General features: G+C 65.8%; 15 protein-coding genes and 1 pseudogene. 11 read left to right on the top strand and 5 right to left on the bottom strand.

Going from position 1 to position 16673, the window contains the following annotated elements; translation table 11 throughout:
* A pseudogene (locus Q0105_RS20390) lies at positions 1-314 on the top strand (folate-binding protein); the annotation flags it as partial.
* 180 nt (positions 315-494) lie between these two features.
* Here Q0105_RS20390 and Q0105_RS20395 read toward each other — a convergent pair.
* The 3 genes from Q0105_RS20395 to Q0105_RS20405 all read right to left on the bottom strand — a co-directional run bounded on the left by Q0105_RS20395 (position 495) and on the right by Q0105_RS20405 (position 3255).
* On the bottom strand, positions 495-1352 hold the full coding sequence (locus tag Q0105_RS20395; RefSeq protein WP_298214550.1) for a YbgC/FadM family acyl-CoA thioesterase: 858 nt from the start codon (positions 1350-1352) through the stop codon (positions 495-497).
* Positions 1353-1360: 8 nt separating this feature from the next.
* Positions 1361-2281 (bottom strand): alpha/beta hydrolase, encoded by a 921-nt coding sequence (locus tag Q0105_RS20400; RefSeq protein WP_298214612.1) that lies wholly within the window; start codon positions 2279-2281, stop codon positions 1361-1363.
* 104 nt (positions 2282-2385) lie between these two features.
* Positions 2386-3255 carry a fumarylacetoacetate hydrolase gene (locus Q0105_RS20405; protein ID WP_298214552.1) on the bottom strand — a complete coding sequence of 290 codons (870 nt, stop codon included), beginning with the start codon at positions 3253-3255 and terminating at the stop codon, positions 2386-2388.
* Between the two features lie 88 nt (positions 3256-3343).
* On the opposite strand from Q0105_RS20405, the gene Q0105_RS20410 reads away from it, so the two are divergent.
* Positions 3344-4480, top strand: coding sequence for an iron-containing alcohol dehydrogenase (locus tag Q0105_RS20410; RefSeq protein ID WP_298214554.1), 1137 nt, complete (start codon positions 3344-3346; stop codon positions 4478-4480).
* Positions 4481-4690: 210 nt separating this feature from the next.
* Positions 4691-6232 carry a PAS domain-containing protein gene (locus Q0105_RS20415; protein ID WP_298214556.1) on the top strand — a complete coding sequence of 514 codons (1542 nt, stop codon included), beginning with the start codon at positions 4691-4693 and terminating at the stop codon, positions 6230-6232.
* A 43-nt stretch (positions 6233-6275) separates the two neighbouring features.
* Here Q0105_RS20415 and Q0105_RS20420 read toward each other — a convergent pair whose 3' ends face one another.
* Both Q0105_RS20420 and Q0105_RS20425 read right to left on the bottom strand, forming a co-directional pair.
* Complete coding sequence (locus Q0105_RS20420; RefSeq protein ID WP_298214558.1) at positions 6276-7466, bottom strand: phospholipase; 1191 nt, start codon at positions 7464-7466, stop codon at positions 6276-6278.
* A gap of 102 nt (positions 7467-7568) precedes the next feature.
* Complete coding sequence (locus tag Q0105_RS20425; protein WP_298214559.1) at positions 7569-8585, bottom strand: LacI family DNA-binding transcriptional regulator; 1017 nt, start codon at positions 8583-8585, stop codon at positions 7569-7571.
* 209 nt (positions 8586-8794) lie between these two features.
* On the opposite strand from Q0105_RS20425, the gene Q0105_RS20430 reads away from it, so the two are divergent.
* Genes Q0105_RS20430 through Q0105_RS20465 form a run of 8 tightly spaced genes read left to right on the top strand, consistent with a single transcriptional unit; the run spans position 8795 to position 16661 of the window.
* A complete protein-coding gene (locus tag Q0105_RS20430; protein ID WP_298214561.1) occupies positions 8795-10102 on the top strand; it encodes a sugar ABC transporter substrate-binding protein in 1308 nt (435 codons plus the stop codon).
* 8 nt (positions 10103-10110) lie between these two features.
* A complete protein-coding gene (locus Q0105_RS20435; protein WP_298214563.1) occupies positions 10111-10884 on the top strand; it encodes an SDR family oxidoreductase in 774 nt (257 codons plus the stop codon).
* A gap of 4 nt (positions 10885-10888) precedes the next feature.
* A complete protein-coding gene (locus Q0105_RS20440; RefSeq protein ID WP_298214564.1) occupies positions 10889-11758 on the top strand; it encodes a sugar ABC transporter permease in 870 nt (289 codons plus the stop codon).
* 9 nt (positions 11759-11767) lie between these two features.
* Complete coding sequence (locus Q0105_RS20445; RefSeq protein WP_298214567.1) at positions 11768-12586, top strand: carbohydrate ABC transporter permease; 819 nt, start codon at positions 11768-11770, stop codon at positions 12584-12586.
* Between the two features lie 5 nt (positions 12587-12591).
* The gene (locus Q0105_RS20450) at positions 12592-13566 is read left to right on the top strand and encodes an alcohol dehydrogenase catalytic domain-containing protein (RefSeq protein WP_298214569.1); all 975 of its coding nucleotides are present in this window, start codon (positions 12592-12594) and stop codon (positions 13564-13566) included.
* A gap of 19 nt (positions 13567-13585) precedes the next feature.
* Positions 13586-14647: a sn-glycerol-3-phosphate ABC transporter ATP-binding protein UgpC gene (ugpC, locus tag Q0105_RS20455; protein WP_298214571.1), complete on the top strand. Its 1062-nt coding sequence runs from the start codon at positions 13586-13588 to the stop codon at positions 14645-14647.
* A 43-nt stretch (positions 14648-14690) separates the two neighbouring features.
* Positions 14691-15611, top strand: coding sequence for a sugar kinase (locus Q0105_RS20460; protein ID WP_298214573.1), 921 nt, complete (start codon positions 14691-14693; stop codon positions 15609-15611).
* 3 nt (positions 15612-15614) lie between these two features.
* Positions 15615-16661: a tagatose 1,6-diphosphate aldolase gene (locus Q0105_RS20465; RefSeq protein WP_298214574.1), complete on the top strand. Its 1047-nt coding sequence runs from the start codon at positions 15615-15617 to the stop codon at positions 16659-16661.
* The last annotated feature ends 12 nt before the right edge of the window (positions 16662-16673 follow it).

Raw genomic sequence — 16673 nt, forward strand, 5'->3', positions numbered from 1 at the left:
ACTTCAAGAAGGGCTGCTACCCCGGCCAGGAGGTGGTGGCGCGCAGCCAGTTCCGGGGCACGCTCAAGCGCCGCGCCTACATCGCCCATGCAGTGGCCGAGGTGGCGGTGGGCGCCGAGGTGTTCAGCGCGGCCGACCTGGAGCAGCCCTGCGGCACCGTGGTGCAGGTGGCCCCCGCACCGGGCGGTGGTTTCGATGCCATCGTGTCGCTGCAGATCAGCGCAGCGCAAGAAGGCAGCTTGCAGGTGGGCGCGGCGGGTGGCGTGGCGCTGTCGCTGCAGCCCCTGCCCTACCCCTTGCTCGAAGATATTTGAACAAAAATGCCTGACTATGTACCGACCTCAGAGACCGACCTACCCGTTCGGGCTGAGCCCGTCGAAGGGCTCAGCCCGAACGGATGGGGAGAAGTGTCTGAGGCATATACATAATCAAGCAAAACGGGCTCTTGCGCCCGTCCATCAAGCGCAAGAAGCTCACTTTTTAATAGCAAATCACTACAACTGCCGCGCCATCGCGATGTGCGCAATTCCGGCTTCTTCGTAGGACTCGCCCACCACCGTAAAGCCGGCGCGGCGGTAAAAGCCCTCGGCGCTGCGCTGGGCGTGCAATTGCACCTCTGTGTCGCCCCGGGCGCGGGCGGCTTCGACCAGCGCACCCAGTAGCAGCCGCCCCCATTGCAGGCCACGCACCGAGCGGTCTACCGCCATGCGACCGATGCGGCCCACGCCTGGTGCGTGCTGCAGCAGGCGGCCTGCCGCAATCGGCATGCCCAGCCGGTTGTAGATCACGGCATGGCGGGCCGAGATGTCGTGCACGTCGGCCTCGATCTCGGCGGGGATGCCCTGCTCGTGCACAAACACCGCCGTGCGCACGCGGCCTGCGTCGCGGCCCAGGGTGTTCCAGTCGCCAGTGCGCACCTCGGCCATCTCAGCACCGGCTTCAAAGCCCTCGAAGATGGCGCGCAGCGCAGGCGGCACAGGAAGGGATGTTTGCGTGGCGGGGTCGGCAAACACATACACCAGCTCGGCCGAGATCAGCAGTTGGTCGCCGCTGAAGATGCCCGCCGTGAACAGGCAGGACGAGTTGCCGATGCGCGTGCACTGCAGACCCACATCCAGCGTGTCATCAAGCCGCGCCGAGGCGTGGTACTCCACCGTGGCCTTTTTCACATAAATCTCGCCGCCCAGCGCCAACAAGCTCGCCTCGTACGGCAAGGCCAGTGCGCGCCAGTAGTCGCTCATGGCCGTGTCGATGTACATGAGGTAGTGCGCGTTGAACACGATCTTTTGCATGTCCACCTCGGCCCAGCGCACGCGCAGGCGGTGGAAAAAGCGGAAGTCACTGCGTTGCATGGATTGCATTACTCCAGGTGAAAAGCCAGACGCAGTGCACGGGCCGCGTCGGCATGGGCCTTGCGCGCCTCGGGGATGGCGCGGCCCATCTTGATGAATTCGTGAGTCACGCCCCGGTAGATGTCCAGGTCCACCGGCACACCGGCCAGGCGCAGTTTGTCGGCGTACTCGACGCCCTCGTCCACCAGCGGGTCGCACTCGGCCAGGCCGATCCAGGCAGGGGCCACGCCCTCCACGTCGGGGGCCAGCAGCGGGGCAAAGCGCCAGTCCTCGCGCTCTTCGCGGCTTTGCACATAGTTGCCGAAAAACCAGCTGATGGCAGGCTCCTCCAGCACCAGGCCGCGCGCGAAGGTGGTGTGCGACGGCGTGTCCTGGTGGGCCGCGCAGCCGGGGTAGATCAGCAGTTGCAGCGCCAGCGGCAAGCCCGCATCGCGCGCCAGGATGGCGTTGACGGCCGCCAGCGTGCCGCCCGCGCTGTCGCCGCCCACGGCCAGGCGGCCTGGGTCTGCGCCCAGGGTTTTAGCCTGGGCGGCGAGCCATTGCAGTGCATCCCACGCATCGTTGCTGGCGACGGGAAAACGGTGCTCCGGCGCCAGCCGGTAGTCCAGCGACACCACCATGCAGCCCGCCAGGCGAGCCAGTTCGCGGCACAGAATGTCGTGTGTGGCAATGTTGCCAATGGTGAAGCCCCCGCCATGCGTGTACAGCAGCACGGGCAAGCCCGTGTCGATGGTGGGCGCATACAGCCGCGCGGGCAGCATGTGGCCGTCACGGGCCGGGATCTGCAGGTCTTCCACCCGCGCCAGGGCGGCCTTGGGCACCTCCAGCACATCGGCCCCCGCCTGGTAGGCGATGCGGGCGTTTTGGGGCGACAGCGTGTGCAGCGGTGCATGGCCCGCGCGGGCCATGCGCTCCAGCACGCTGCGCATCTGGGGGGTAAGGCGGGTGTGGTGGATGTTCAGATCGGTCAACGGTCAGGGCCTCGGCAACAGGATGGACCCGCCCCGGCGCGGGCGGGCCGTGGGGGCGTTTTTTACTTGAAGGTCACCTTGACGGGCGTGGCCCCCGGCAGGCCGTCGTACGTAGCCGTTACCGACAACCCAGCCTTGGGCGGCAACAGCGCCGAGAACGATCCCAAACTGATCAGATCGCCCGGCTGCATGGCCAGCCCCTCCTGCGCCAGCGCACCGGCCAGCCACACCACGGCGTTGAGTGGATGCTCCAGGATGTCGCTGCCCTTGCCACCGCCCAGGCGGGCGCCCGCGCCATCGGTCAGCGACACGTTCATGTCGGCCAGGGCCTTGAGCATCACAAAACGCTCGGCGCGGTAGGCTGGCACCGCGATGGGTGCACCGGCCACGCCCAGACGCGCGCCCACGTTGATGGCGGTGACGCCCGCGCCATTGAGCTTGGGCGGCGCCTGCACCATAAGGTCGGGCAGCTCCATGAACGGGATGATCTGGTCCACCGCCTCCAGCACATCCATGGGGGTCTTGGCCTGGTTGATGGCGGCGCTCTTCACACGCACCAGCATGTCGGCCTCATACAGCGGGCGGGCGCCAAACGCGGCGTCCACCGTAGCGCCGCTCTGCAGCACCATGCCTTCATAGAGCTTGCCCCACACGGGCTTGTCGGTGTTGAAGCGCTTTTGCACGGCGGGGTTGGTCAAGCCCGCCTTGTAGCCCACCACCTTGCCCAGTCGCTGCGCCAGCAACTGGTTGACCTTGCCCCGCGTGCAGGCGCCATCGGCGTCCGACAAGTTCTCGGGGTTGGCGGCCGGGGTCTTGGCCATGTAGCTGGCCACCATGTCGGCGGCCTGCGCGTCGGTCAGGCACTGGGCCTGGGCGCTTGTCACAGAGGTGACGGCCACCAGGGCCGCGATCAGGGTTTGCTTTGTATGCATACTTATCTCCTCCTTATAAAGTGCACTTCGGGCTGGCGGGCTATCGTAATCGCTGGCGATTTTCTTCACACACCCTGTTTGTTGCACCATGGCTTTCATTTACTACGTCACCCAGATCCAGTTTGAATTCGGCGCCGTCCAACTGCTCAAGCAGGAATGCGAACGTGTCGGCATCACGCGCCCGCTGATCGTGACGGACCCCGGTGTCAAGGCCGCTGGCGTGCTGCAAAAGGCACTGGACGCCCTGCCCGGCATGACGGTGGCGGTGTTCGACCAGACCCCCTCCAACCCCACCGAAGCCGCCGTGCGCGCCGCCGTAGAGATGTACAAGGCCCAGGGCTGCGATGGCCTGATCGCCGTGGGCGGCGGCTCGGCCATCGATTGCGCCAAAGGCATCGCGATTGCCGCCACACACGAAGGCCCGCTCACCCACTACGCCACCATCGAGGGCGGCTCGCCGCGCATCACCGAACGCGCAGCGCCGCTGATTGCCGTGCCCACCACCAGCGGCACAGGCAGCGAGGTGGCGCGCGGCGCGATCATCATCGTGGACGACCACCGCAAGCTCGGTTTTCATTCGTGGAACCTGGTGCCCAAGACAGCCATCTGCGACCCCGAGCTCACGCTGGGCCTGCCGCCCATGCTCACCGCCGCCACCGGCATGGATGCGATTGCGCACTGCATGGAGACCTTCATGTCGGCCGCGTTCAACCCGCCTGCCGACGGCATTGCGCTCGACGGCCTCACGCGCGGCTGGGCACACATCGAGCAAGCCACCAAAAACGGCAGCGACCGCGACGCGCGCCTGCACATGATGAGCGCCAGCATGCAGGGCGCCATGGCCTTCCAGAAAGGGCTGGGCGCCGTGCACTCGCTCAGCCACAGCCTGGGCGGCGTGAACCCGCGCCTGCACCACGGCACGCTCAACGCCATGTTTTTGCCCGCCGTGGTCCGCTTCAACGCGGGCGCCGAATCGGTGCAGAAGGAAAAACGCCTGGAACGCATGGCCCATGCCATGGGCCTGGCCGCTGCGGGCGACATTCCCGACGCCATTCGCGACATGAACGCCCGCCTGGGCCTGCCCACCGGCCTGGCCGCCATGGGCGTGACCGAAAGCATGTTCGACGACATCATCAAGGGCGCGATGGCCGACCACTGCCACAAGACCAACCCGCGCATCGCCACGCCCGAGGAATACCGCGACATGCTGACCCAGTCGCTCTGACCCGGCCACCAACGGCATCGCCCGCGCCCTTCCTGCGCCCCTTTTGCGCTCTTTCGCGAGGGGGTTTTGAAGCGCCGGGCAGCTGTTACAAAACACCACATATTTACCCTCATCAAAGGGGCGCCCCGCGCTACCCGCTAGACTCCACACCAGACCTGCACTAATTGAGAACCATTCACCCCCAGGAATTCTTGGGAAGGGCCACTGTCGATGACGCGCACCGGAAATCTCAGCACCTGGCTGCTACGAGGCACCTACCCCCGGTTGTACGTGCCCATCGCCCTCATCATCCTGCTGGTCACCAGTGTGCGGTACCACTACCTGCTCGAGGCGGAGATCGAGGAGGCAGACCGCCTTGCCGCCGCCGAGCTGCGGCGTGCGAGCGACTTCCTCCTGCCGCGCCTGGCCGCCCTGCCCCCGTCGGACACCCCTGCCATCCACAGCCTTCTTGAAGAAGGCATCACCCGCCTCGGCCCAGGCGTTGAGGCGATCCGGTGGGAGTCCGGCAACCACCCCGCCACCGAAGTGCACACCCCCGCCCCCCGCGCCCAGGCGCCTGGGTGGTTTTCGCGCTGGCTGGACATCCCCCTGCCCCTGCAGCAGTCGGGCCAGGCCCTGACGGGCAAGGTCGCTGGCCGCCTCACCACCACCTTGCATGCACAGCCGCTGGTGGACCGCATCTGGGGCACCGTGGTGGTTCAGGCGCGCATTTCGGCGCTCAACATCTTCGCCATCTTGTTTTTGCTCACGCTGCTGCTGCGCGCCAATGCGCGCATGCTGCGGCGGCTGGCCCACACCACCAACGCCTTTCGGCAAGGCCACCTGGGCTCCCGCATGGAAGTCACCGGCATGCTGGAGTCACGGGCCGTGGCCGATGCGTTCAACGACATGGCGGGCAAGGTCCAGTCGCTGGTGCTGTCGCTGCATGACACCCAGCGCCAGCAAAGCGAGCAGTTGCACTTCACACGGCAACTGATCGACGCCCTGCCCCTGCCCGTGTTCGTGCGCGATGCCGATGGCACCACCCTCGACATGAATCGCGCGTGGCAGCGGCTCTTTCATACGCCTGCTGGCCCCGCCGGGGCTTCCACAGGCACCGCAGCCAGTGTGATGACGGCCACTTACCCCGAAGAACTCGCCCCAGGGCGTTCCGCACAGATTGCAGCGGCGCAGAACAACGTGATCCGCATCCACCGCGCGCACCAACCACCGCTCTACATGGCTTACTACGAGGCGCCCTTCACCAGCACCAGCGGGGCCCTGGCGGGCACCATCGGCACGCTGGTGGACGTGACCGAGCGCGTGCGCGCCCAAGAGGCCCTGCACGCCGAAAAAGAACGCGCCGAGGTCGCACTGGCCTCGATTGGCGACGGTGTCATCACCACCAACCAGGCGGGGCACATCGACACCATCAACGAAGCCGCCCAGCTCATGACCGGCTTCACGGCCCTGCAAGCCCTGGGCCGGCCGCTGGACGATGTGTTTCGCCTGCACAAAGGGCCCGCCAGCCACAGCGCCCACCTGGCCGCCGAGCGCAACAACCCGCCGGGCACGCTGCAGCAAGCCACACAGGAGGTGCTGATCCACCGCTCAGGCGAGCGCTGCGCCATCGAGTACACCGCCTCTCCCATCCGCAGGCCCAACGGCGTGGCCGTGGGCTGCGTGCTGGTTTTCCGCGACGTGACCGAAACCCGCAACCTGCGGCTCCAGATGGACCGGCAGGCCCGGCGCGACCCGTTGACCGGGCTGTAGCGCCACATTCACGCAGGTCTATTGCGCAGGGTGATGCGCGCTTCTACAGCACGTGCACAGCGCCCATGTCCGGCCGCTGCAGCCACTCACCCCACTCGTCCACCAATTGCTGGCTGGCGCTGGTGGCACCCAGCCAGGCCTGGGCGCGGGCGCGGCTGTCCGTGCCGTAGTGGGTAAAGTCCTTGCGGTCCGGCAGCTTGGCGTTGGGCAGGTTGCGCACCCAGTCGGGGTTGGGTGAAAGCACCACCATGTTGTCCAGCGCGGGCGTAGACCGGTGGCGCCACTTGAGCCCCTTGTCGAGCCAGCCCGGCACCACGCGGTGCTGAAAGTGTGGATACAGAACGATGCCCGCCCCTTCCGCTCCACCCGCCTCAACATTCAACTCTTTTTGGCCCCTAGCGCTTGATTCATAAGCGCGAGCAGCTATCAAATTTGAAGCATTGCCCGCCTGCTTGCCGTAGGCGAGATGCAGGTGGTAGTCGGTGATGCCTCCGTCCCAGTACGCACCGGGCGGCGCCCCCGGAATGTTGTGCACGGCCTGCAGCACAAAAGGGATGGAGCAGCTCGCCTGCAGCGCCGGCATGAAGTTGGCCGCGCTGAGCCCTACCTGCCGCGTGCGGTAGTCCGAGGTGCCAAACGGCAAAGCCGCGCAACCGCCGCCCGGCGCCAACGCATCGGGCGACGAGAACACCACGCGCTCCAGCCACGCCCCCATCGCCTTGCGGTGCACGGTGTTGGTCAAAAAAGCCCCCAGATACCCCAGCGGCGTGGCCACGCCATGCTCACGCCCCAGCAGATGGCGGCCGCGCGACGTGACGATGTGCAGATGAAAACGCGGATGGCTCAGCACCTCGTCCACCCGCCCGCCATAAAACGCCTGGAGGTTGTGCCCAAACCGCTCGCTCACATGCGCCGCTGTGGGGCGCTTCTTGCCGGGCGGCAGCTCATAGTCTTGGTGGATGTAGTCATGCTCCAGCCGCTCGAAGGCAGGCACCGATTGCTGCAAACAGGCCGTGGCCATGCGCCAGGCGCCGATCGAGGCCCCCACCAGGTGCACGGGCTGGCTCGATCGCGGCAACCACTCCCCAAAAATGAACCGGTCCAGCGGCCCCAGGATCAGCCCCTTGGGGCCGCCCGCTGCTGCGGGAATCACGCCCACATCGGCAGGCTGCAGGCCGTGGCGTTCAAGGTGTTGGCGGGCGCGGGGGCCGGCGTGGATGCGCAGGGCTTTCATGAAGGAGGATTGTCGCAAAGTCAGAAGCTACTATTTTTATAGCGACAAATGACTACCTGTAAGCGGCAGGGGCGATTTTTGCCAACAGCCCTCGCCCCTGGCTCACGCTTGCGGAGGTGCCGTCGATTCGCGCACAACCAGCGACACGTCGACCTCGTGGTGCAGCGGCGCGGGCTGGCCGGCCAGTGTTTTGATGAGGTACTCGCCCGCGCGCGACCAGACCTCGTCGGTGGGCAGGTGCATGGTGGTGAGGCTGGGGCGCAGGTGGCGGCTCCATTCGAGGTCGTCAAAGCCCATCACCGACAAATCACCCGGCAGCTTGAGCCCGCGGCGCTCGGCCTCGAGCATGACGCCGTAGGCAATCACGTCGTTGCCGCAGACGACGGCGCTGGGCCGCTCCTTGAGCGACAGCAGCGTGCGGGCGGCCTGGCGCGAATCATCGAGGTGATAAGGCACCTCGACATACCACTCTGGCGGCAAAGACAGCCCGGCCTCATGCAGCGCCCGGCGCACGCCAGTGGCGCGCGCGCTGGCCCGGTCGTTGTGGGCCGACATGGCGGCCACCATGCCGATGCGCTGGTGGCCCAGCTCCAGCAGGTAGCGGCAGGCCCGCCAGGCCGCGCCCTCGTTGTCGCCGCCAACGCAGGCATAGGGCTTGTCGGGGTGGTACACGCCGACGTTCACAAAAGGAATGCGCTGCGTGGCCAGCAGGCGGCGCAATGCGTCGGTGTGCACGTCGCCGCGCAGGATCAGGCCATCGATGCCACGGCTTGCCATGTTCTGGGCCTGCCGCGCCTCGACCTCGGGGTCGTAGCCGCTGGTGGCCAGCAGCAGCAGGTAGCCCTGCAGTGACAGATAGCGCTGCAGCGCCTCGATGCCGCGCGCGAACATCGCGTTGTCCACCGTGGGAATGATGGCGCCGATGGTGCGGGTGCGGCGCGAGGACAGCGCCCGCGCCGCCGCATCCGGGATGTAGCCCAGCTCGGTGATCGCGGCATCAATGCGCGCGCGCAGCTCCGGGCTGACCGATTCGGGGTTGTTGATCGTGCGCGAGATCGACGCAGTGGATACGCCCACCTGCTTGGCGACATCGCGGATACCGATAGATTTTCCTCTCATGATGAAACAGTTTACAGCAAACGGTACTTGCTGTTTTGTGATATTTCATTCATCAATTCAAGGGAAATTACCTATGAAATAGGGCAAATGATCGGCTTTGCAGGATTGACCCTGGCGGAGGCTGTGTCCATAATTTTGTAACCGCTTACATGCAAGGAATGTGCTTCGTCGTAACCACGGATTTTTCAAAACCATAGGAGACAAGAGCAATGTCCAACACCTTCACTCCCCGAGCGCTTCGCTGCGCACTTGCCATTGCCGCCGCGTCGGCATGCGCCCACACGGCTTTGGCCCAGGACTTCAACTGGAAGAAGCACCAGGGCAAGACCCTGACCTTTCTGGCCAACAACAACCCGGTCGCCAACGCCTTGCTCAAATACAAGGGCGATTTCGAGCAGCAAACCGGCATGACGCTGAAGGTGGACGCCTACCAGGAGCAGCAGATGCGTCAGCGCCTGGTCACGGTGATGAACTCCCGCAGCGACGAGATCGACCTGTTCATGTCGCTGCCCTCGCGCGAAGGCATGCAGTTTGCCAAGGCGGGCTGGTACGCCGACCTGACCGAGTTCACCAAGACCTCCGTCGCCAAGGACTACGACTTCGGCGACTTGAGCGCGGGCATGCTGAAGGACGCCACCTCGGGCAAGCAGCTCACCGGCATTCCACTCAATGTCGAAGGCCCGGTGCTTTATTACCGCAAAGACATCTTCCAGAAGTGCGGCGTGGCATTGCCCAAGAGCCTTCCCGACCTGGACGCGGTGGCCGCCAAGCTCAAGGCCTGCGAGCCCGGCGTCACGCCATTCGTATCGCGCGGACTCAAGCCCGCGCTGCCGTTCACCTACAGCGTGTTTCTGCACAACATGGGCGGCGACTACATGAAGGACGGCAAGTCGCAGCTGTGCAGCAAGGAGAGCCAGGCATCGCTCGACCTGTACGCCAAGATGCTCAAGGACTACGGCCCGCCCGGCGTCGTCAACTACAGCTTCTACCAAATCTCGTCGCTGTACCGCGAAGGCAAGGCCGCGATGGCCTTCGAGTCCTCCAACGAGCTGCGCAGCGTGATGGACGGCGGCGCCCGCGCCAAGGACACGGCCATCACCGTGCTGCCCGCCGGGCCGGGCGGATCGCGCCCCACGGTCATCGGCTGGGTCATGTCGGTATCGGCGCACAGCAAGAACAAAGAAGCGGCCTGGTACTTCGTGCAGTGGGCCACCAGCCCCGCCATGCAGGCAAAACTTGCGCTGGACGGCGTGGCCCCCCCGCGCTCGGCCGTTGCCAATGCCAAGAACTACAAGGAATGGATGGACGAGCAGCCGGTGCGCCGCGAATGGGTGGCAGCGGTCAATGAACTGGCCAAAACCGGCACCTCCGAAGTCGGCTATCCGATCGTCGCCAACCCGGCATCGCGCGAATTCGTGGGCCAGGCGGTGACCGAGCTGCTGCTCGGCCAGAAGACCGCCGCCCAGGCCTGCGCCGACGCCGACAAACAGCTCGACGCACTGATCGCCAAGGAGTGACGGAGTCCATGCCGCTAGCAACGTCCACGTCGCCCATGCCGCCTGTGTCGCCCTTCGACTTCCCCGAGGGGCACAACGTGCTCATCGTCGGTGGCGCTGGCGACATCGGCGCCGCGATGGCGCGTGGCTTTCTGGCGGCAGGCTGCAACGTCATCGCCACCGGCGTGGACGAGGCGGCGCTGGCGGCAAGCTCGCTGACACCCGTGCCGGGGCTGCGCATGGCCGTGCTCGACGTCACCAGCGACGCGCAGGTCGCCGCGTTCGTCGCCACGCTCGGCAGCCTGGGCACCCTGGTCAATTGCGCCGGCATCCTCGCGCGCTTCAAGGAGTTCGAGGTGGACACTTTCCAGCGCGTGCTGGACGTGAACCTCACGGGCACCTTTCGGCTGTGCAACGCCTGCCAGCCCCTGCTGGCGGCCAACGCCGACGGGGGCTGCATCGTCAACGTGGCATCGATGAACGCCTTCGTCGCCCTGCCCTTCATCCCCGCCTACTGCGCCAGCAAGGGCGGCGTGGTGATGCTCACCAAGTCGCTGGCGCTCGCATGGGCCGACAAAGGCATCCGCGTGAACGCTGTCGCGCCGGGTTACGTCGAGACCGCCATCAACGCCACCGGCCGCCAGGATGCCGCGCACTACGAGCGCATTCGCACGCGCATTCCGCAAGGCCGCTGGGCCCAGCCCGACGACATTGCCGGCAGCGCCTTGTTTCTGGCTTCACGCGCGGCCCGCTACATCACCGGCACGGTGCTGGCGGTCGACGGCGGCTTTCTCGCAGGGTGACGCCATGAGCCAATCCATCGGCACCAAAGGCCAGCTCGCATTCCTGTCGTTGCCTGCGGTGGCGTTCACCACCGCCATGATCGCGTTCCCCTTCGCCTACACCGTGTGGCTCAGCCTGCACGAGTTCAGCTTCGGGGCCAAGCCCAAGCTCAACTTCGGCATGAACTACGTCCAGATGCTGCAGGACGGCGAGTTCTGGAACGGCCTGAAAATCACACTCGTGCTGTATCTGCTGTCGCTGGTGCTGCAGCTGGTGCTTGGCACCTACGTGGCGCTGCTGCTGCATGGCTCCAAGAAGCTGTCAGGCATCGTGCGCACGCTCATGATCTCGCCCTTCGTGCTGCCGCCCGTGGTGGTCGGGATGATGTGGCTGGTGGTGCTGGACCCCTCCATCGGTGCGGCCAACTACATCCTGCAAAGCGTGGGCCTGCCGCGATCCGACTGGCTGGCATCGCCCACCTGGGTGATCGCCACCGTTGCGATGATCGACACCTGGCAATGGACGCCCTATGTCGCGCTGATCGTTCTGGGCGGCCTGCAATCGTTGCCCACCAACGTCTATGAGGCTGCGCAGATCGACGGTGCCACGCGCTGGAAGACCTTTTGGCGCATCACGCTGCCGCTGTTGATGCCCACGCTCGTCACGGCGGCCATTCTGCGCAGCGTCGATCTGCTGCGCTTCTTCGACATCATCTACATCACCACGCAGGGCGGCCCCGGCAATGCGTCGAACACGCTCAACATCTATGGCTTTCGCAAAGGCTTCGAGCTGTTCGAGATCGGCTATGCCAGCGCACTGATGATCACGCTGTCCGCCATCGTTCTGGGCGCCGTGATGGTCCTCACCCAGGCGCGCAAGCGCGTGGCTTGGTAGGAGCACGGCATGCATCCCAACGACAAACTCATACGGCGCCTGACGCTCCTGCAAGTGATGGTGGTCACGCTGATGATCCTGCTGCCCATCGCCTGGATGGTGCTCTCGTCATTCAAGCCCTCGGCCGAAGTCACCGCCTACCCGCCCAAGCTGATTTTCTCGCCCACGCTCGAGAACTACCGCACGCTTTTTGGCACCACGCCGTTCCTGCGCTACACCTGGAACAGCACGGTCATCACGGTGGGATCGACGGCCATCGGGCTGCTGCTGGGTGTGCCGGCCGCGTTTGCGGTGTCCTGGACCCGAATCACCTGGCCCGCCACCGTCACGCTGCTGGCGCGCATGGCACCGGGCACGCTGTTTCTGCTTCCCTGGTACGTGATGTTCCGCGAGGCCGGGATGATCGGCAGCTACTGGGCGCTGATCCTTACGCATGCGGCCATCACCATGCCCATCGTGATCTGGGTGCTGCTGCCCTTTTTCGACAACATTCCGCGCAGCGTGCTCGAAAGCGCGCAGGTCGACGGTTGCAGCGTGCCACAAATTCTCTGGCGCATCGCGCTGCCGCTTGTGATGCCGGGCCTGGTGGTGTCTTCCATCCTGTCGTTCGTCTTCTCCTGGAACTACTTCCTGTTCGCGCTGGTGCTGTCCAACGGCGACACCAAGACGCTCATCGCCGCCTCCTTCAACTTCATTGGCGAAGGCGCGGCCAACTGGGGCGCGCTGATGGCCGCCGCAACGCTGATTGCGCTGCCGCCGCTCGTCCTGGCATTCATCGTCCAGCGCAGGCTCGTCTCGGGCCTGGCCCTGGGCGCCGTCAAAGGGTAAACCACATGCAAGCAGCCCAGTTCCACGGCGACCGCAAGGTCACCATCGCCAATATTCCGATCCCCACGCCCGGCGCGGGCGAGGTTTTGCTCAAGGTGGTGCGCACCGCGCTGTGCGGCTCAGACACCAAGCTATGGATCAAGGGCGCCGAGTTCACGCCCGGACACGAGATCTTCGGCATCGTCCAGCAAAGCGGCCATCCGCTGGACGGCAAGCGCTGCCTGGTCTACATCCCCGTGCACTGCGGCCACTGCGAAACCTGCCTGTCGGGCGACACGCAGATGTGCATCACCGATTCGGTGCTGGTGGGCTGGAACCGCCCCGGTGGTTATGCCGAATACCTCACGGTGCCCGAGCAATGCCTACTGCCGGTGCCCGACGACATCGAGGACGAGCTGGCGCCCCTGCTGCTCGACACCATCGGCACGGCCGCGCACGGCATCCGCTTTGTGCAGCACCTGGTGCCCCCCGAAACCACCAGCCCCGTGCTGGTCACCGGGGCTGGCCCGGTGGGCATGGGCGCCATCGTGGCGCTGCAGAACATGGGCTACACCAACGTGCACGTGGCTGACCTGAAGGAAGAACGCCTGCAGCTTGCCGAGAAATTCGGCGCCAAGCGCCACCCGGTGGGCGCGCGCGAAACGCGCTTCAAGCTCATCGTCGAGTGCAGCGGCTCGCACGCGGCGCGCTCGCTGGGCATGGAGATCGTGCTGCCGCGCGGCGTACTGATCCTGATCGGCGAAAGCGACACGCCCTGGCCAGTGCAAGAAAACAAGGCCATCCGCCGCAAGGACTTCTACATGGTGCGCACCTTCTATTTCCCCAAAAGCGAGTTTCCGCTGAACGTCGAGTTGCTGCGCAAGGAAAAGGCGCGCTACCGGCAACTGGTGGACGCGCAGTTCGGTATCGAACAGCTGCCGGAGATGTTCGGCCGCTTCGTTGCGGGCGATCTCGTCAAGCCGCTTCTGTCGTTCGCCTGAAGATTCAAAGGAGTTTTCTATGGCGGCGATCCACATCAAAGGGCTGGTCAAGCGCTACGGAGACACCACCGTGGTGCCTTCGCTCGACCTCGACATCCGCGACCAGGAATTCGTGGTGTTCGTCGGGCCGTCGGGCTGCGGCAAATCGACGCTGCTGCGCATCATCGCGGGGCTTGAGCCGATGGACGGCGGCGACCTGTTCATTGGCGACGCGCGCATGAACGACGTGGCGCCCGCGCAGCGCGACATCGCGATGGTGTTCCAAGACTATGCGCTGTACCCGCACATGACGGTACGCGACAACATGGGCTTTGGGTTGGAGATGCGCCACACGCCCAAGGACGAGATTGCGCGCCGCGTGGACCGCGCCGCCAGCATGCTGCGCATCGAGCCCTACCTGGACCGCAAACCCAAGGCGCTGTCTGGCGGCCAGCGCCAACGGGTGGCCATGGGCCGCGCCATGGTGCGCAACCCCCAGGTCTTTCTGTTCGACGAGCCGCTGTCCAACCTCGACGCCAAGCTGCGCGGCGAGGTGCGCACCGAGATCAAGGCGCTCTCGCAGCAACTCAAGACCACCATGATCTTCGTGACCCACGACCAGATCGAGGCCATGACCATGGCCGACCGCATCGTCGTGCTCAAGGAAGGGCGCGTGCAGCAATTCGGCACGCCCGAAGAGGTCTACAAAACACCGGCCAACCAGTTCGTTGCGGGCTTCATCGGCTCGCCAGCGATGAATTTTTTTACGGTCAGCACCGACGATGGCGCTGTGCGCATGGACGACGGAACGACATTCCCCCTGCCAGCACACGCCGCCTCGGTGCGCGCTGCCGCTGTGCTGGGCGTGCGGCCCGAGCACATGCAGGTGCTCGATGCCGAATCGCCGGGGCTGCGCGTGCAAGTGAGCGTGGTGGAGCCACTGGGCTCCGACACGCTGGTCTATTTCGACCGGCATGGCAAACGCTTTGTCGCACGCACCCCTCCCGACATCCAGGTTCGCCCCGGCGATCACATCACGCTTGGTTTCGAGATGGACAAATGCCATCTTTTCAATGCCGCCGATGGAGCCGTGTTGCGCTGAAGCGCAAGCGCACTCCACCCAAGCCCAACACCCATTGCCGTCCATGCACCCATCGCCGCACCCCCGACTGATCTGCCTGGGCCTGTCCGCGCTCGACATCACCTGGCAGGTGGATGCGCTGCCCAGCGGCAGTGGCAAAACGCGCGCCCACGCACTGCGTGAGGGCGGCGGCGGCATGGCGGCAAATGCCGCCGTGGCTGCCGCCCGGCTGGGCGCCGAGGTCAGCTTCTGGGGCCGTGCGGGCGACGACAGCGCGGGCCGCGAGATGCGGGCGCAGCTCGCAGCGCAGGGCGTGAACATTGCACAGTTTCGCCTTTTCGAGGGCGCACGCTCGTCGGTGTCGGGCATCGTGGTCGATGCGGCGGGTGAACGCATGATCGTCAACTTCCGGGGCGCACTGCTCCCGCCCCATGCGGGGTGGCTACCGCTTGAGCAACTGTCGCAAGCCGATGCCGTGCTGGCGGACCCGCGCTGGCCCGAGGGCGCGCTGGCGCTGTTTGGCGCGGCGCGGGCCCGTGGCCTGCCCACGGTGCTCGATGGCGACGTGGCCGAAGCCCCGGTGTTCGACACCCTGCTGCCCCTCACCGACTACGCCGTGTTCTCCGAACCGGGCCTGGCGGGCTACGCGGGCGCATCCAGCACGTTGGAAGAGCGCCTTCGCTTTGCGCTGGCCCGTGGTTGCCAGCTTGCCGCCGTGACGCTGGGCGAGCGGGGGCTTGCCTGGGCCGATGCCTCGGGCATACATCACTTGCCGGCATTCGACGTGGACGTTGTTGATACCACCGGCGCTGGGGACGTGTTCCACGGCGCGCTCGCATTCGCGCTGGGCGCCCGCTGGCCGGTGCGCCGGGCGTTCCAGTTTTCTGCTGCGGTTGCGGCGATCAAGTGCACCCGCCCCGGAGGCCGGGAAGGGGTGCCCACGTTCGCCACCGCGATGTCGTTGATCGAAAGTTTGAAGGAGTAACACATGGCTACCGAAATGCGTCTGGGAAAAAAATGGGGGCTGCGCCGCATGGCAACGCCCGAGGGCCACTTCGCGATGGTGGCGCTTGACCAGCGCCCTCCCCTCATCAACCTGATCGCCGCCAAGCGCGGCATTGCGGCGGCGGACGTGGGCTTTTCCGACATGGTGGCGATCAAGCGCATGCTGGTGGACGTGCTGGGCTCCCACGCCAGCGCCATGCTGTTCGACCCGAACTACGCGTTCCCGGCCGCGCTGCAGAAACTGCCCGCCCACACCGGGCTGGTCGTAACGCTGGAAGACCACCGCTTTCGCGACACGCCCGGCGGACGGCTGTCGCATTCGATCAACGACTGGAGCGTCGAGAAGATCAAGCGCGCGGGCGGCGACGGCGTGAAAGTGCTGGCCTGGTACCGGCCCGATGCCGAACCCGACGTCATTGCACACCAGCAAAAATACGTCGAAGACATTGGCAAGGAATGCGAACGCTGGGACATCCCCCTGGTGCTTGAACTGCTGGTGTACCCGTTTCCCCAAAGCGCCCGCCATACGCTGGACTACACCGAGTCCCCAGAGAAGTTGCCCGAGCTGGTGATTGAAAGCGTGCGCGAGTTCGCCAAGCCCAAGTACCGGGTTGACCTGTTCAAGTTGGAGGCCCCGCTGCCTGGCGCCACGCTGCCCGCCCGCGACGGCGGCGCCGCGCAACGGGCCGCGCAAGACTGGTTTGACCAGATCGGCGCCATCTGCAAAGACGCGGACATTCCCTGGGTGATGCTTTCAGCGGGCGTGACACCGCCGCAGTTCCTGCGCGTCATGGAATACGCCTATGCCGCAGGCTCGCACGGGTTTCTGGCAGGCCGCGCCGTATGGTGGCAGGCGCTGCAGCAGTTTCCCGACCTGGCCAGTTGCGCCGCGCAGTTGCGCGAGCAAGGCAGCGCCACCATGGCCGACCTGCTGCAACTCACGCGGCGCGCAGGCACCGCCTGGCATGCGGACTACAGCGCGTTTGACGGCATGAAGGCCGAGGGTGAACTTTGCGCCGCCTACGCGTAAAGCGCAGCCTGG

Origin of the sequence: Acidovorax sp. (assembly GCF_027492855.1) — a bacterium.
In the GTDB taxonomy this organism is placed as follows: domain Bacteria; phylum Pseudomonadota; class Gammaproteobacteria; order Burkholderiales; family Burkholderiaceae_C; genus Acidovorax.